Raw genomic sequence first — 13,511 nt, forward strand, 5'->3', positions numbered from 1 at the left:
ACAAGGGGGTGGCCTAGCGTGGTCGGCATGACGCAGGCCTCCCGACGGTCCTCTCGCGCCCTGGTTCTGGCGGTCGTCGCGCTCGCCATCGCGGTCGCTCTCGCCCTGAGTTTCCCGGCCTGGCGGGGGCAGCTGCCCTACGGCTGGTCGCTCGCCGCGAGCTACCTCGTCACCTGGGGGCCGCTCGTCATCGCGCTCATCGCCGGGTTCGCGTTTTGGTGGCGTTTCCTCAGGTTCCGCGCCGTCGACCTCGTGGTCGGACTGGGTATCGGGCTGGTCGCACGCGCGGTCGGCATCATCGCGCAGTATGCGTCAACGGGCCGGATGCCGAGCGCAGGCGTCATGCTCGGCGGGATCTCCGGCACCTACGTCTTCACAACGGTCATCGCGCCGGTTGTGCTCGCGCCCCTCATCGAGGAGCCGTTCTTCCGCGGTCTTCTGCAGGGGTCGCTCAGCAGAGGCATCCGCCCATGGCCCGCTCTGATCGTCACGTCCGTCGCGTTCGCGCTCGTGCACACGATCGCCGACGGCTGGTCCACGACCCTCATCGTGACGATGCTCGCGTTCGGCCTGCTCGCGGGTTACGCGGTGCTGCGCACGAAGCGCCTCGGCCCGGCGATCATCGGCCACGCGGTCTTCAACGGACTCGCGGCCCTGATCACCTGGCCCTGGTGATCAGAGCGCGCGCAGCAGCGGCGCGAGATCCTCTTCGAACTGCGTGAGGAACCGGCGCTGGTCCTGCCCCGGCGCGTGGAAGACCAGGTGGGTGAATCCGGCGTCGACGTACTGCTTGATCTCGGCGACGGTCTGCTCAGGGTCGCTGCCGACGATCCAGCGCTTGGCGATCTGCTCGATGGGCAGGGCGTCGGCCGCCTTCTCCATCTCGATCGGGTCGGTGATGTCGTGCTTCTGCTGCTTGTCGAGCGACAACGGCGACCAGAACCGCGTGTTCTCGAGCGCCTGCTCGTGGTCACGGTCGTAGCTCAGCTTGATCTCGATCATGTGTTCGACATCGGATGCCTGGCGGCCGCCTGCGGCGGCTCCTTCCTGGACGGCGGGGATCAACTCGTCGGTGTAGAGCCCCATGCCCTTGCCGCTCGTGCAGATGAAGCCGTCGCCGGCGCGGCCGGCGTACTTCGCGACCGTCGGACCGCCGGCGGCGATGTAGACGGGGATGGGCGTCTCCGGCTTGTCGTAGATCGACGCGTCGTGGGTCGAGTAGTAGTCGCCTTCGAAGGTGACCCGCTCGTCCTTCCAGAGCGCACGGATCAGGCGCACCGACTCGCGCAGCCGCGCGAAGCGCTCCTTGAAGTCGGGCCAGCCCTGGTTGCCGGCGCCCTGCCAGCCCGTCGCGACCTCGTTGAGTGCCTCGCCCGTGCCGACGCCGAGAATGATGCGGCCCGGGTACAGCACCCCCAGCGAGCCGAAGGCCTGCGCGACGACCGCCGGGTTGTAGCGGTAGTGCGGGGTCATGACGCTCGTGCCGAGCACGATGTCGTGGGTGCGCTCGCCCGCGGCCGCCAGCCAGGTCAGCGCGAAGGGTGCGTGACCGCCCTCATGCCGCCACGGCTGGAAGTGGTCGGAGATGAACGCACTCTCCATTCCGTGCGCTTCGGCGGCGACGGTGAGTTCGACCAGTTCGCGCGCGCCGAACTGCTCTGCGGATGCCTTGTACCCGAGCTTCAGAGTCATATCGATTCGACTCTACGGCTGGTGAACCGGTTCAGGCATCCGTGTCGGAAATCGTCACGCGAGCAGGGGGCATTTCACCCGCGCCGGTATTAGTGCCGGGACTATTTCCCGCGCTTTGCGGCAGACAGATCTGTCTAGCGCTGAGATTCTGTCATCAGCCGCGCAGCGCCCGAGCCACCCGAACTGCTCGAGTGCAGCACCTGAGTCACCCGAAGACACAGGTGCGCCGTGCGGCGGGACCCGACCCACCCACTCCCGCGACAGGCTCGCGTGCTCTTCAGCGCGCCCTGACGCGGGTTCCGAAAGGAATCAACCCGAAATGAACAAGCTCATCAGGGGCGCCGTCACGGGCGCCGCCGGCATCGCCCTGCTGCTCGGCGGGGCGGGCTCTTTCGCCGCCTGGAACAACTCCGCCACCGTCCTCGCCGGCGGCGGCGCCAAGATCAGCACGGGCACGCTGAGCGTCACGGCCGACCCCACCAAGGGAACGTGGAAGTCGCTCAGCACGGGCACCATCGACCCGGCTACGTACCAGGTCGTCCCCGGCGAGACCATCGAGTACTCGCAGCCCGTCGTGCTCACGGCCGCAGGCGCCGCGATGACCGCGACCCTCGGGTTCACCAATCCGACCCTCTCGAACAAGGGCGTCGCCGACGGGAACTTCACGGCCGTCACGAAGATCGCCTCCACGCTTCCCGCCGGGATCGTCGACAACGGCGACAAGACCTACACGATCACGCCGACGGCCGCGACCGCCGCCGGCACCACGCTGACCGTCGTGCTCGACATCACCTTCAACGCCAACGCGACCGGTGACCAGCTGCAGACGATCAACCTCACCGACACGACCCTCACCGTGTCGGAGACCACCCCGGCTTCCGCGAAGTAATTCCGCGGACAACAGCCCCCACCGGGCGCCGGCCCCTTGGCTGTTCCCCCACCCGGCGTCCACCGTTCCCCCACGGCCGCTCAGGAGGCACGATGGCTGGCAGGCACCGCACGGCACGCGCGTCGAACCCGCGTCGCGCTGTGACGAACCTGCTGATAGCAGTCGCCATCGCTGCCGCCTGGGTGGCCGTCGGCCTTACCGGCACGGGCGGCACCTTCGCCGCCTGGAGTTCGAGCGTCACGCTGCCCGACGCGACGCTGCACACGGGCTCCGCCGGCCTGCGGCTCGACGGGTTCGACCAGCTCGGCGCGACCTTCGCGACCGGCGCGCTCACGGCCGGGCCCGACAAGGTGACGCTCACGAACACCGGCACCGCCACCCTGCGCGGATTCACCGCGTCGACGGCCCTCGCCGGCACCGGCGCCTCGACACTGGCCACCGCGCTGACCGTCACGTTCTGGCCGATCGCGAACGGGACAGCGTGTGGCACCGCGCCGCAGTCGGCGATCACCGGAAAGTGGAGCTCGGTTCCGAACTGGCTCGCGAATCAGGGCCCGCTGGCACCCGGCGCCGTGAGCACGTACTGCGTGACGACGACCTCGACCTCGGCGGCGACGACGAGCTACGCGGGCAAGTCCGTCACGCCGACGGTCACGGTCACGGCCGCGACGCAGATCGGCGGCGGCTGGTCGGCGACCGCCCAGGGCGCGCCGTTCACCTTCTCGACGCCCGCGCCGTGGACCAAGGTGACCAACCCCACCCAGTACGGCATCAGCGCAGGCAACGGCACGGCCATCACCGTCACCTCGCAATCCCAGACCATCGACGGCGACGACTACCTCTGCTTCGACATCGCCGCGTCGGGCGGCTATGGGGGCCGGAACGGCTCCGGCTGGCAGGTGCTGATCAACACCACGAAGTCGCCGTTCCGGGGCGTCGCGGTGGGCGACTGGGTGTGGCCCGCGGGAAGTGCCGCGAGGGCAGGTGTCGACGTGACCTCGTCCGGCTACGGCACCCAGCTTCTGACCGACACGAACTCGCGCTCCAACTCGCGAGAGTTCCAGCTCTGCGTACCCACGGACTGAGTGAGCACACGATGACCCAGTTGAAGGACGTTTTCACTCCGGATGCCTTGGCCGAGGCATCCCCCACAGAAATCCCCTCGGCCCCCGCGCCGCGCGCGCCCCGCGCGAGCCTGCTGCGCGCCATCGGCACCGGGCTCAGCGCCGGCCTGCTCGCGCTCATCATCTGCCTCGCCCTCGCGGTGATCGTCGTGCCCCGCCTCACGGGCTCGACCACGCTGACGGTGCTCACCGGGTCGATGGAGCCGAAGCTGCCACCGGGGACGCTGCTGGTGGTGAAACCCGAGCCGATCGACCGGATCCACGTCGGCGATGTCGTCACTTACGAGCCGAACCCGAACGACGCGACGACGGTGATCTCGCACCGTGTCACCGCGATCCGGGTCGGGACTGACGGCAGCCGCGTCTTCACCGTGAAGGGCGACGCGAACAACACCGCGGACGCGCCCGTGCAGTCGAAGCAGGTCGTCGCGGTGCTCTGGTACTCGGTGCCGCTGCTCGGCTGGGTGAACACCTGGGTCGGCGGCATCGGAAGCGGGTGGCTCATTCCCGCCGCGGCCGCACTGCTGCTCAGCTACGCCGCGTGGAACCTCATCGCCGGCGCCCGCGAGCAGGCGCGCCGCCGCCGCGGCCACGGGCGGGGACGCCGGCGCGCGGCATCCGCCTGACGCCGCTCGTTCACTTGCGCCACCAGCTTCCGCTGTGCGCTACGCGGATCCGAGTGGCGCACAGCGGATCGTGGTGGCGCAACCCGCGCGGGCAGTGCCGCTAGATCAGACCGCGGTCGCGCGCGAGCGCGATGGCGCTGTCGCGCCCGTCGACCGCGAGTTTCTTGTAGATCGCGTGATTGTGCACCTTGAGGGTGTTGACCGAGACGTGCAGCCGCGCGGCCACCTCCGCCAGCGCACCGCCGCGAGCGAGCTCGCGCAGCACGCTCAGCTCACGCGGCGAGAGCTTCACCGCCTCGCGCCGCGGCGGTGCGAACACGAGCGGGGTGCGCGCGAGCGTGTCGAGCTGCGGGTCGTCGAGCCGCTCTCCGGCGAGCGTGAGCAGTTGCGCGAAGTCCGCGTGCGGGATGACCACGAGCGAGGCGAGCAGCTTCTTCTCGAGGGCGAGGCCGCAGGCATCCGTGAATGCCGAGATGGCAGCCGTGCTGTCCCGCGCCTGCAGCGCGATCGTCGCCTTCACGAGCAACGCGGGCACGAGCTGGCGCGGGCACTGGCCGTACCGGCTGATGACCTCATCGGCGTCGCGCTCGGCCTCGGCCTTCGCGCCGATCGCGAGCTGAACCGCCGAGCGCAGACCCAGAACGTAGGGCAGCGCTCGATCGGTGCCGAGTTGCGCGAGCAGCTCGAGCGAGCGGTCCGGGCGGTCGGCATAGAGGTGCACGAGCGCCTCGACGTAGCCGAGCATGAGCGAGTTCTCACTGGGCTCGGCAAGCAGCGAGAGGTCGGTGGTCGAGGCGTGCTGCAGCTCGGCGAGCAGCAGCGTCGTGCTCGAGCGGCCGGCAGAGAGGCGGAACAGCGCCGACTGCGCCATCGTCGTGAGCCGGTGCTCGTCGATCGAGCCGCCGCCGCTGCGGGCGGTGAGCTGCTCGAGGGCGGCGTCGGGGTGCATCCGGTCGGCGGTGCGCACGGCGGCGGCCAGCAGATCGGTGCGCCGCCACGCGCCGGACGAGCGGCTCGAGGCGGCGAGCGTTCGGGCCTTCTCGATCCAGTCATCGGCAGTGAGTCCTCGACCGGCGATGGAGTGGATCCAGGCGAGCTCGCCTGCGGCATCCGTCGCCACCCGCATGTTCTCGAATGCGATGCCGAGGTCGTACGCCCGCTCGAGGCTCGTGAGCGCCTCGCGCTCGAGCGCCGCGAACTCGAACGAGAGCCCCCACTGCAGATACCCGTCGGCGAGGCGGTGCTGAATCGCCTCACGCTCGGATTCCCTCGCCTCGTTGAGGCGATCCAGGGCGCCGCGTGCGATCTGCACCGCCTCGCTGAAGCGCCCGGCGGTGCGCGCGGCGATGCTGCGGGTGGTCAGGGTGAGCAGCGTGTCGGCGAGGCCACGAGGCGGGTGCGGCAGCGCCGACTCGACGTAGGCGCTCGGGCGCAGCGACGACTCGATCATCAGGAAGCCGAGGTAGCGGCGGATGCGATCCCACGCCGGCCGCTCGGCGAGCTCGGCCGCCGACAGCTGATCGGCGACCGCGCGCAACGCTGCGACGTTGTGGCTGATCAGCACGGGCCAGTTCGCCTCGGCGAGCTCGACCGCGTCGTCGTGGCGCCGTTCCGACAGCGCGAGATAGATCAGGGATGCGACCCGATCGTGCTCTTCGCGTTGCGACACCTCGACCCCTCGACCTCAGCGAGCGAGCTCAGCGGGTGATCTCTTCGACGCCCTTGTAGCGCTCCCCGCCGACCAGTTCCACCCACCGGGAGTAGTCGTGGTCACGGCCGATCGGGCACGCGCACGACACTTCGATGCGCTGGCCGTCTCGGCCGAGGTACACCTCCACATGGGATTTGAACGGCATGGGACTCCTCGGGCTTCGTGAGCGAATGCGGCGCGGGTGGACCGCCCGGTCTATTCAGCCGGAAGAGTGGGAAGGGGTCAATACTGAAAATGCGCCCAGTTCAGGGGTTTTGCCGCGTGTCGCGCGGCCCCGTTGTGGGGCTGGTCTGCCGCGCGACAGTGCGATCGTCTAGCTTCGTGGCACCGCGCGGCGGCCTGGTCACATGAAGTCGGCGTCGGGCGCGTCGGCGTAGGCCGGCGCCGCGCCGCCGGGCCAGTGGCGGCGGCCGTTGTTGAGCGTGCCGTGCGATTCCTGCAGATAGCAGAGACCGCAGAGGGATTCATAGGTGACGGATGCCTGAGCCTGCGCGCCTTCGTCGATGGCCACCTGCGCCCCATCGAAGACGTACTCGCCGCCCACGACGCGGGCGTTGAAGATGGCCTTCCGGCCGCAGCGGCAGATGGTCTTGAGCTCTTCGATCGAGTGCGCGATCTCGAGCAGGCGGCGGCTACCGGGGAAGGCCACCGTCTGGAAGTCGGTGCGGATGCCGTAGGCGAGCACCGGAACGTCTTCGAGCAGAGCGATGCGCAGCAGGTCGTCGATCTGAGCCTCGGTGAAGAACTGCGCCTCGTCGATGAGGAGCGCGCTCACGTCGTGCCCGCTCGTGTTGAGCGAACGGCTGCGGTGCTGCTGGAACCGCAGGTAGATGTCGTCGGTCTCGTCGACGGTGAAGTCGACCGCGCGCGTGAGCCCGAGGCGGCTGACGATCTGGTCATCGCCCTTGGTGTCGAGAGCGGGCTTCGCGATCAGGACGGTGTGGCCGCGCTCCTCGTAGTTGAACGCCGCCTGGAGCAGCGCGGTGCTCTTGCCGCTGTTCATCGCCCCGTAGCGGAAATACAGTTTGGCCATTTCTTCATCGTATGGGCGGGGCGCGCCTGGGCGTCTGCCGCGAGGCGGTGCGGCGCGCCTCATCGCGACGTATCGTGCGGACATGGGCGTGCGCTCATCGCCTCGGCATCGCGCCGAGGGGTTCCATAACGGGGTTTTCCGCACCGAGAAGGCCGTTTCGGCCCCCCTCGGCGGGGGTCAGTTGCGGCTCGGCGGGGGTGCGCTGCGCGTCGGCCGCGGGGCGCTGCGTCTCGGCGCGGCAGCACTCGTCGCGGGCACCGCCATTGCGGTGGCGTCGGTGACGGGGGTCGCGTTCGCCGACGTGCTCGCGCACGGCGGCGGTGACGAGAACGGCACGAACGCGCTCGTCGTTCCCGGTGGCTTCGCCCCCGGCGATCCCGCCCACGCGCCGACCGCGACGGGCCTCGCCGTCGCACGACTCGCACTGGCACAGCTCGGGCAGGACCTCGACGGCCCGAACTCGGTCGACGGCCGCGACTTCGGCGCCAGCAGTTCGCTGCCGGGCGCATGGTGCGCCGCGTTCGCCTCGTGGGTGTGGGCCGAAGAGGGTCTCGACACCGCGGGCCTGAACGGCTGGGCGGGCAGCTTCCTGAGCTATGGGATCGCGCACGGCACCTATCGCACGACCGAGCCGCGCGTGGGGGACGCGGCGCTGTTCGCTCTCAACTCCGCGGCCGCGGCATCCGCTGCAGAGGGAAGGCTCGGCAACACGCACCGCATCTCGCACGTGGGGATCGTCGTGGCCGTCTCCGACACGACGGTGACGGTGGTCAACGGCGACTGGGGCGACGGGGCCGGTGGCACGAGGCGCGTGCGGCTGTCGGCGTTCCCGCTGGCGCGATCGGATGCCGGCGACTTCGCGCCCGAGATGAGGCAGTACCTCGCCGGTTACGTGGCGGCCGCGGCAACCGCACCGGCGTCACGGTAGGGCGGCACCGCGGCAGAGGAAAACCGGGCAGACTGTGCTCATGCCCGCTAACCCCATCGGTCGAGCCCTGCGCGGCCGCCGCGCCGGTCAACACACTCTGGTCTGGGCGCGGCCCGAGCTGAGCGCCCCGGAGGGCTTCGCCCTCACGAGCCCGGCGTTCGAGCACAATGGAGCGATCCCCGAAGAGTTCCGCGGCAAGGTGTTCGGGCCGAACGTGTCGCCGGCGATCGAATGGACCGAGCCGCCCGCCGACACCATCGAGCTCGTCTTGATCGTGCAGGACCCCGACGTGCCGTTCGGCAAAGCGGCGACGCACGCATTGGCCGTCGGCATCGACCCCGCTCTCGGCGGCATTCCCGAGAACGGCCTCGCGAACCCTAGCCCCGTGAAGGGCCTCGTGTTCGGCAAGGGCGCCTTCGGCAAGCTCGGCTGGATGGGACCGATGCCGCCGCGCTCGCACGGCCCGCACGCCTATGTCTTCCAGCTGTTCGCGCTCGACCGCCCCCTCTCGCTCGCCGAGGGCTTCGCGCTCGAGGACGCGCTGCACGCCATGGACGGCCACGTCATCGCCCGCGCCCGCCTCGACGGCATCTACGAGAGCGTGTAGCGCCGACGCTCGCGGTCGTTGATGGCCGCTGCGAACCGTCGCTCCTCGAAACGATCGCCACCACCGGCCTGCGTCAGAACAGCGTCGGCTCGGGAGTGACGCTCGCAGCATCCGTCTCTTCGAAGAAGACGAGGGGCGTGCGCCGCTCGCCGTCTGCATCGATGCTGCTCGCGCGCCCTCGACGCGGTCTGCCGGCGCGCGGCAGTTGCGTTGTGGAGCCGTCGATCGCGTCGCTCGCAGCGAGCGCCGACGACTCGATGCCGCCGGTCACCAGATCCTCGCGACCGCGCACGAGGCCGTGCTTCGCGATCAGCGGCTTGATGCGGCGCGCGAGCCACTGGCGGTACTCCTTCGGCGCATAGGTGCGCCCCTCGGGGTAGAGCTCGGCATACTTCCCCATCAGCTCGGGGTGCTCGCGCTCGAGCCAGAAGCGGAACCACTCCTTCACACCGGGCTTCAGATGCAGCGCGGTGTAGAGCACGCTCGTGGCACCCGAGGCCTTCACCTGGCTCAGCGCGTGGTCGAGGTGCTCGGTCGTGTCGGTCAGGAACGGCAGGATCGGCATCATGAACACGCTGCAGTCGAGCCCCGCGTTGCGCACGGCCGTCACCGTCGCGAGCCGCTCCTTCGCGCGCGGCGTTCCCGGTTCGACCGACTGCTGCAGCTCGTCGTCGTAGATCGCGATCGACATCGCGACGTCGACCGGAACGTGCTCCGACGCCTCTTTCAGTAACGGCAGGTCGCGACGCAGCAGCGTGCCCTTGGTCAGGATCGAGAACGGCGTGCGCGCCTCGGTCAGCGCCCTGATGATGTCGGGCATCAGCTTGTAGCGCCCTTCCGCGCGCTGATACGGATCGGTGTTGGTTCCCAGCGCGACCGGATGCCTGTTCGCCTGCCATTTGGGCCGGGCGAGCTCCCGCCGCAGCACCTCGGCGACGTTCACCTTCACGATGATCTGCGAGTCGAAGTCGCGCCCCACGTTGAGCTCGAGGTACTTATGCGTCGGCCGAGCGAAGCAATAAAAGCAGGCATGGCTGCAGCCCCTGTAGGGGTTGATCGTCCACGCGTAGGGCATCACCTTCGAGCCGCCCGGCACCTGGTTGAGAGCGGACTTCGCCAGGATCTCGTGGAAGACGATTCCGTCGAATTCGGGCGTGCGCACCGTGCGCACCAGGTTGTTCAGCTTCGCAAGCCCGGGTAGCGCGTCATCGGACTCGACCCCGAGCTCTTGATTCTCCCACCGCATCCATCCATTAGAACACCGATTCGACATCAGCGGCGCTCATTTTCGAACGTGTGTATAACTCGCGGAAACCGAACTGACGCGCGCCGGGACTCTCCGGGCGGGGCCTCAGTCAGCCGAGCTCGGACCCCACGGAGCGCCGCCGAGCAGCTGCAGCGGGCCGGCCAGCGAGCCGCCGTCGACCGGCAGCGTGACTCCTGTGATCCACGACGCGTCGGACGACGCGAGAAACGCGATCGCCGCCGCGATGTCGGCCGGCTCGCCGACGCGACCAAGGGGGTAAAGACCGCGAAGCCTGTCGGCGCCGCCGTCCTGGCCATCCCACACGCGCGTGCGGACAGTGCCAGGCGCGACGACGTTGATGCGCACCCCCTGCGGCCCGAGCTCGACCGCGAGGTTCCGCGCCAGCAGCGACAGTCCCGCCTTCGCGCTCGAATAAGCCGGCTCTCCGTACGCCGCCACGCCGTTCACCGAGCTCACCAGCACGACCGCCCCGCGGCTCGCGATCAGCGCCTCACGGCACGCGCGCACGATGCGCATCGGCCCGTGCAGGTTGAGATCGACGGTGGAGAGCCAGTGCTCCTCGTCGAGCCCATCGCGCGCAGGCAGGTCGCCGCCGGCGACCTGCGCCAGCACGTCGACGCGGCCGAAGCTCTCGAGCACGGCACCGACGGCGTGATCGACGGATGCCGCATCGAGCAGATCGCAGGCGAAAACGGCGGCGCGCGAAGCATCCGCTCGCTCTGAAATCCACTCTTCTGCAGCGGCGGGCTCGCAATCGAGAACGGCGACCGCGGCGCCCTCGTCGAGCAGGCGCTCTGCGGTCGCGCGCCCGATGCCGTTGGCTCCGCCAGAGACGATGGCGACCTTGTCGGTGAACCTCATGTGGTCACCGTAGTAAGGAACGGGTCTCGATACGCACGGCTTCGCGCGGGCTACTCGACCACCGTGTTCCGGGCTAGTGCAGGAGGCCGAGCACCTTCGCGGTGCGCTCCATCGTGGCCCGCGCGAGCTCGGGGTCGTTGTCGAGACTCTCGCCCAGCGTCGGAATCAGGTCCTTGAGCTTCGGCTGCCACTCCCCCGCGAACTCCGTCGGGAAGCACGTCTTCAGCACGTCGAGCATGATCGACACGGCGGTCGAGGCGCCCGGCGAGGCGCCGAGCAGACCGACGATCGTGCCGTCCTTGTGAGCGATGACCTCGGTGCCGAACTGCAGGACGCCGCCCTTCTTGGCATCCTTCTTGATCACCTGCGCGCGCTGGCCCGCAGTGATCAGCTCCCAATCGTCGGGCTTGGCGCTCGGCATGAACTTGCGCAGTTCGGCGAACTTGCCCTTCTTCGTCAGCAGCAACTGGCTGATCAGGTATTTGAGCAGCACGAGGTTGTCGAGCGCGACTCGCAGGTACGGTCCGATGTTCGACAGGCGGATGCCGGCGGGCAGGTCGAGCACGCTGCCGTACTTGAGGAACTTCGGGTCGGCGCCCGCGTAAGGACCGAAGAGCAGCGACGCCTGGCCGTCGACGACGCGCTTGTCGAGGTGCGGCACGCTCATCGGCGGGGCGCCGGCCTCTGCCTGCGCGTACACCTTCACCGCGTGCTGACCGACGACGTCGGGGTTGGTCGTCTTGTAGAACTGGCCCGAGATCGGGAAGGTGCCGTAGCCCTTCGCCTCGGGAATGCCCGCGCCCTGCAGCACCTTGAGCGCCCAGCCGCCCGCGCCGACGAAGACGAACTTTGCGTCGATCGTGCTGGTGCGCTGCTCGACGAGCTGGCGCACCTTGAGGCGCCACGTGCCGTCGGAGCGCTTCTTGATGCCGCGCACCTCGGAGTTGAGCTTGAGCTCGGCGCCGGATGCGGTGAGGTTGTCGATGAGCTTCTTGGTCAGCGCGCCGAAGTTCACGTCGGTGCCCGCGATCGAGCGCGTCGCCGCGAACTTCTCGCCCTTGCTGCGCCCACGCATCAGCAGCGGCGCCCACTTCATGACCTCGGCGCGATCCTCGCTGTACTCGAGCTCTTCGAAGAGCACGTGCTTCTTGAGCGTCTCGTGCCGCGTGCGCAGATATTCGATGTCGCCGGGCTTGCGCACGAACGTCATGTGCGGAGCAGGATTGATGAAATCGGATGCCTGCCCGAGCGTTCCCTCTTCCACGAGCTTCGCCCAGAACTGGCGGCTCTGCTGGAACTGCTCGTTGATCTGCAGCGCCTTGCCCGGGTCAGCCGGGTTCGGCATGTAGTTGAGCTCGCACAGCGCGCTGTGGCCGGTGCCCGCGTTGTTCCACGGGTTCGAGCTCTCTTCGGCGACCGCCCCAAGGCGCTCGACGATGACAACCGACCAGTCTGGCCTCACCCGCTTCAGGAAGGTTCCGAGAGTGGCGGACATGATGCCGCCACCGATCAAGACCACGTCAACGGGGGCTGTGTCGCTCACCCGTTCATCCTATCTGTCTCGAGATCGAGAGACTTTGAGGCCAGCTCAGGCCCCCGATCGTTGAGGAGCTCGCGGAGCTTGCGGAGCGCGCGTCTCGAAACGCTCAGGCTGCGACCGCGCGCTTGGCCGCCACCAGCTCGGCGATCTGCACCGCGTTGAGCGCAGCGCCCTTGCGCAGGTTGTCGTTCGAGACGAAGAACGCGAGGCCGCGACCGGCGGGCGCACCCTCGTCGGCGCGGATGCGGCCGACGAACGACGGGTCCTGACCGGCGGCCTGAAGCGGCGTCGGGATGTCGGTGAGCACCACTCCCGCAGCATCCGCCAGCAACTCGGTCGCGCGCTGGGGCGTGAGCTCGCGCTCGAACTCGGCGTTCACGGAAAGCGAGTGGCCGGTGAACACCGGCACGCGCACGCAGGTGCCCGACACGAGCAGCTCGGGCAACTCGAGGATCTTGCGGCTCTCGTTGCGCAGCTTCTTCTCTTCGTCGGTCTCGTTCAGTCCGTCGTCGACGAGGTTGCCGGCGAACGGGATCACGTCGAACGCGATGGGGCGCTTGTAGACGCCCGGCTCGGGCAACGTGACGGCGCCGCCGTCGTGGACAAGCTCGAGAAGGTGATCGGATGCCACGGCCACGCGCGCCTGGTCGGCGAGCTCCTCTGCGCCCTTGAGCCCCGAACCGGAGACGGCCTGGTAGGTCGAGACGATGAGGCGGCGCAGGCCGGCCTCGCGGTCGAGCACCTTGAGCACGGGCATGATCGCCATGGTCGTGCAGTTCGGGTTCGCGATGATGCCCTTCGCGGCCTCGTCGATCGCGTGCGGGTTCACCTCAGACACCACGAGCGGCACCTCGGGGTCCATGCGCCACGCGCTCGAGTTGTCGATGACGACGGCGCCGGCCGCGGCGAAGCGCGGGGCCGCGGCGCGCGACCCGGTGGCGCCGGCCGAGAACAGCGCGATGTCGATGCCGCTCGGGTCGGCCGTCTCGACGTCTTCGACGACGATCTGCTCGCCCTTGAACTCGATGGTCGAGCCGGCAGAGCGCGCGGTCGCGAAGAAGCGGATGCTCGCGATCGGGAACTCGCGCTCGGCGAGCAGCTTGCGCATGACGGCGCCGACCTGACCGGTGGCGCCGACGACGGCGACGTGGAATCCGTTGCTCATGGGTTTCTCAATCTCTGAGGTGGCCTGATTGTTTCCATTCGGCGCTTCTGCGCCCGGTGCAGCGGCCG

14 protein-coding genes are annotated in these 13,511 nt (G+C 69.1%); 6 read left to right on the forward strand and 8 right to left on the reverse strand.

All coding sequences use genetic code 11. The annotated features are described in order from the left end of the window. Positions 1-27: 27 nt before the first annotated feature. On the forward strand, positions 28-675 hold the full coding sequence (locus ABD736_RS15350) for a CPBP family intramembrane glutamic endopeptidase (protein WP_344792748.1): 648 nt from the start codon (positions 28-30) through the stop codon (positions 673-675). Here ABD736_RS15350 and fgd read toward each other — a convergent pair whose 3' ends face one another. Further along, positions 676-1,692: a glucose-6-phosphate dehydrogenase (coenzyme-F420) gene (fgd, locus tag ABD736_RS15355; protein WP_344792749.1), complete on the reverse strand. Its 1,017-nt coding sequence runs from the start codon at positions 1,690-1,692 to the stop codon at positions 676-678. A gap of 319 nt (positions 1,693-2,011) precedes the next feature. Here fgd and ABD736_RS15360 point away from each other — a divergent pair, with 319 nt between their 5' ends. The 3 genes from ABD736_RS15360 to ABD736_RS15370 all read left to right on the forward strand — a co-directional run bounded on the left by ABD736_RS15360 (position 2,012) and on the right by ABD736_RS15370 (position 4,331). After that, positions 2,012-2,581, forward strand: a complete 570-nt coding sequence (locus tag ABD736_RS15360; protein WP_344792750.1) for an alternate-type signal peptide domain-containing protein — start codon at positions 2,012-2,014, stop codon at positions 2,579-2,581. 92 nt (positions 2,582-2,673) lie between these two features. Then, complete coding sequence (locus ABD736_RS15365; RefSeq protein ID WP_344792751.1) at positions 2,674-3,666, forward strand: hypothetical protein; 993 nt, start codon at positions 2,674-2,676, stop codon at positions 3,664-3,666. A gap of 11 nt (positions 3,667-3,677) precedes the next feature. Beyond that, positions 3,678-4,331: a signal peptidase I gene (locus ABD736_RS15370; RefSeq protein WP_344792752.1), complete on the forward strand. Its 654-nt coding sequence runs from the start codon at positions 3,678-3,680 to the stop codon at positions 4,329-4,331. A gap of 100 nt (positions 4,332-4,431) precedes the next feature. On the opposite strand, the gene ABD736_RS15375 is transcribed toward ABD736_RS15370, so the two are convergent. From ABD736_RS15375 to ABD736_RS15385, 3 genes are all read right to left on the reverse strand, one after another. Beyond that, a complete protein-coding gene (locus ABD736_RS15375; protein ID WP_344792753.1) occupies positions 4,432-6,000 on the reverse strand; it encodes a LuxR C-terminal-related transcriptional regulator in 1,569 nt (522 codons plus the stop codon). A 28-nt stretch (positions 6,001-6,028) separates the two neighbouring features. Continuing rightward, positions 6,029-6,187 carry a hypothetical protein gene (locus ABD736_RS15380; RefSeq protein ID WP_344792754.1) on the reverse strand — a complete coding sequence of 53 codons (159 nt, stop codon included), beginning with the start codon at positions 6,185-6,187 and terminating at the stop codon, positions 6,029-6,031. 198 nt (positions 6,188-6,385) lie between these two features. Next, entirely contained in the window at positions 6,386-7,075 is a 690-nt protein-coding gene (locus tag ABD736_RS15385; protein WP_344792755.1) for a thymidine kinase, read from the reverse strand. A gap of 82 nt (positions 7,076-7,157) precedes the next feature. On the opposite strand from ABD736_RS15385, the gene ABD736_RS15390 reads away from it, so the two are divergent. Both ABD736_RS15390 and ABD736_RS15395 read left to right on the forward strand, forming a co-directional pair. Continuing rightward, positions 7,158-8,003, forward strand: coding sequence for a CHAP domain-containing protein (locus ABD736_RS15390; RefSeq protein WP_344792756.1), 846 nt, complete (start codon positions 7,158-7,160; stop codon positions 8,001-8,003). A 40-nt stretch (positions 8,004-8,043) separates the two neighbouring features. Continuing rightward, entirely contained in the window at positions 8,044-8,610 is a 567-nt protein-coding gene (locus tag ABD736_RS15395) for a YbhB/YbcL family Raf kinase inhibitor-like protein (RefSeq protein ID WP_344792757.1), read from the forward strand. A gap of 73 nt (positions 8,611-8,683) precedes the next feature. On the opposite strand, the gene ABD736_RS15400 is transcribed toward ABD736_RS15395, so the two are convergent. The 4 genes from ABD736_RS15400 to ABD736_RS15415 all read right to left on the reverse strand — a co-directional run bounded on the left by ABD736_RS15400 (position 8,684) and on the right by ABD736_RS15415 (position 13,443). Then, positions 8,684-9,856 (reverse strand): Rv2578c family radical SAM protein, encoded by a 1,173-nt coding sequence (locus tag ABD736_RS15400; protein WP_344792758.1) that lies wholly within the window; start codon positions 9,854-9,856, stop codon positions 8,684-8,686. 105 nt (positions 9,857-9,961) lie between these two features. Continuing rightward, positions 9,962-10,738 (reverse strand): SDR family NAD(P)-dependent oxidoreductase, encoded by a 777-nt coding sequence (locus ABD736_RS15405; RefSeq protein WP_344792759.1) that lies wholly within the window; start codon positions 10,736-10,738, stop codon positions 9,962-9,964. A 73-nt stretch (positions 10,739-10,811) separates the two neighbouring features. Next, positions 10,812-12,281: a malate dehydrogenase (quinone) gene (gene mqo / locus ABD736_RS15410; RefSeq protein WP_344792760.1), complete on the reverse strand. Its 1,470-nt coding sequence runs from the start codon at positions 12,279-12,281 to the stop codon at positions 10,812-10,814. A gap of 103 nt (positions 12,282-12,384) precedes the next feature. Continuing rightward, positions 12,385-13,443 carry an aspartate-semialdehyde dehydrogenase gene (locus ABD736_RS15415; protein WP_344792761.1) on the reverse strand — a complete coding sequence of 353 codons (1,059 nt, stop codon included), beginning with the start codon at positions 13,441-13,443 and terminating at the stop codon, positions 12,385-12,387. Positions 13,444-13,511 lie beyond the last annotated feature (68 nt).

This window comes from Gryllotalpicola daejeonensis (assembly GCF_039538145.1).
GTDB classification, from domain to species: domain Bacteria; phylum Actinomycetota; class Actinomycetes; order Actinomycetales; family Microbacteriaceae; genus Gryllotalpicola; species Gryllotalpicola daejeonensis.

What these genes read in the sequence shown, in the direction of transcription:
- ABD736_RS15350 (WP_344792748.1), top strand. Translation starts at nt 28, where the DNA reads ATGACGCAGGCCTCCCGACGGTCCTCTCGCGCCCTGGTTCTGGCGGTC.
- fgd (WP_344792749.1), bottom strand. Translation starts at nt 1,692, where the DNA reads ATGACTCTGAAGCTCGGGTACAAGGCATCCGCAGAGCAGTTCGGCGCG.
- ABD736_RS15360 (WP_344792750.1), top strand. Translation starts at nt 2,012, where the DNA reads ATGAACAAGCTCATCAGGGGCGCCGTCACGGGCGCCGCCGGCATCGCC.
- ABD736_RS15365 (WP_344792751.1), top strand. Translation starts at nt 2,674, where the DNA reads ATGGCTGGCAGGCACCGCACGGCACGCGCGTCGAACCCGCGTCGCGCT.
- ABD736_RS15370 (WP_344792752.1), top strand. Translation starts at nt 3,678, where the DNA reads ATGACCCAGTTGAAGGACGTTTTCACTCCGGATGCCTTGGCCGAGGCA.
- ABD736_RS15380 (WP_344792754.1), bottom strand. Translation starts at nt 6,187, where the DNA reads ATGCCGTTCAAATCCCATGTGGAGGTGTACCTCGGCCGAGACGGCCAG.
- ABD736_RS15385 (WP_344792755.1), bottom strand. Translation starts at nt 7,075, where the DNA reads ATGGCCAAACTGTATTTCCGCTACGGGGCGATGAACAGCGGCAAGAGC.
- ABD736_RS15390 (WP_344792756.1), top strand. Translation starts at nt 7,158, where the DNA reads ATGGGCGTGCGCTCATCGCCTCGGCATCGCGCCGAGGGGTTCCATAAC.
- ABD736_RS15395 (WP_344792757.1), top strand. Translation starts at nt 8,044, where the DNA reads ATGCCCGCTAACCCCATCGGTCGAGCCCTGCGCGGCCGCCGCGCCGGT.
- ABD736_RS15400 (WP_344792758.1), bottom strand. Translation starts at nt 9,856, where the DNA reads ATGCGGTGGGAGAATCAAGAGCTCGGGGTCGAGTCCGATGACGCGCTA.
- ABD736_RS15405 (WP_344792759.1), bottom strand. Translation starts at nt 10,738, where the DNA reads ATGAGGTTCACCGACAAGGTCGCCATCGTCTCTGGCGGAGCCAACGGC.
- ABD736_RS15415 (WP_344792761.1), bottom strand. Translation starts at nt 13,443, where the DNA reads ATGAGCAACGGATTCCACGTCGCCGTCGTCGGCGCCACCGGTCAGGTC.